This window comes from Ruegeria sp. H8 (assembly GCF_056532905.1).
In genome coordinates, this window is sequence record NZ_JBQFNY010000027.1 from 1 (window position 1) to 690 (window position 690).

Genomic DNA, 690 nt, shown 5'->3' on the forward strand with positions numbered 1-690 from the left:
CTAGGCTCAGGATGCATTGATTTTAGCTGCGCTGCGTGACTCACGGCTCCCAGAACGGAGCGGAGACATGAGCGATCTTTATTGACGAACCGACGCGCAGATGGCGAAGCTTGTCCCATTTTTCCCGAAGTCGCACAGCAAGCCCCGGGTTGATGACAAAAGGGTTTTGAGCGGGATTATCTTCATCAATCGCAATTGTTTGCGCTGGTGAGATGCCCCGGAAGCTTACGGACCGCACAAAACGCTTAACAGCCGATGGACGCGTTGGAGCGAGAAAGGCATCTTCGCACGGATCATGTCTGGTCTGGCCGCCCAGCATGGCGAAGAGACGACAGTCATGATTGACGCGACCTATCTAAGAGCACACTGCATTGCCACCAGTATGGCCGCAAAAAGGGGGCGTGGCCGACTGATCGGTAGAACCAAGGGCGGCATGAATACCAAGCTGCATACTATCTGTGATAGCGAGGGTCGCCCGCTCAACCTGTTCGTTACGGCCGGGCAAATCAGTGATTAAATCGGTGCTCGGGCTCTGCTCAGCAGCATACCAAACGTGAATTGGCTTCTCGGGGATCGTGGTTATGACGCCGACTGGTTTCGAGAAGCGTTGAAAGACAAAGGGATACGCGCCTGCATCCCCGGGCGAAAGCAGCGAAAGACGCCTGTCGAGTACGACAAGCGCAGATACAA

The 690-nt window shown here is 55.1% G+C and carries 1 pseudogene; it reads left to right on the forward strand.

From position 1 onward, the window contains the following. Positions 1–100: 100 nt before the first annotated feature. A pseudogene (locus ACR0A2_RS22180) lies at positions 101–690 on the forward strand (IS5 family transposase); the annotation flags it as partial.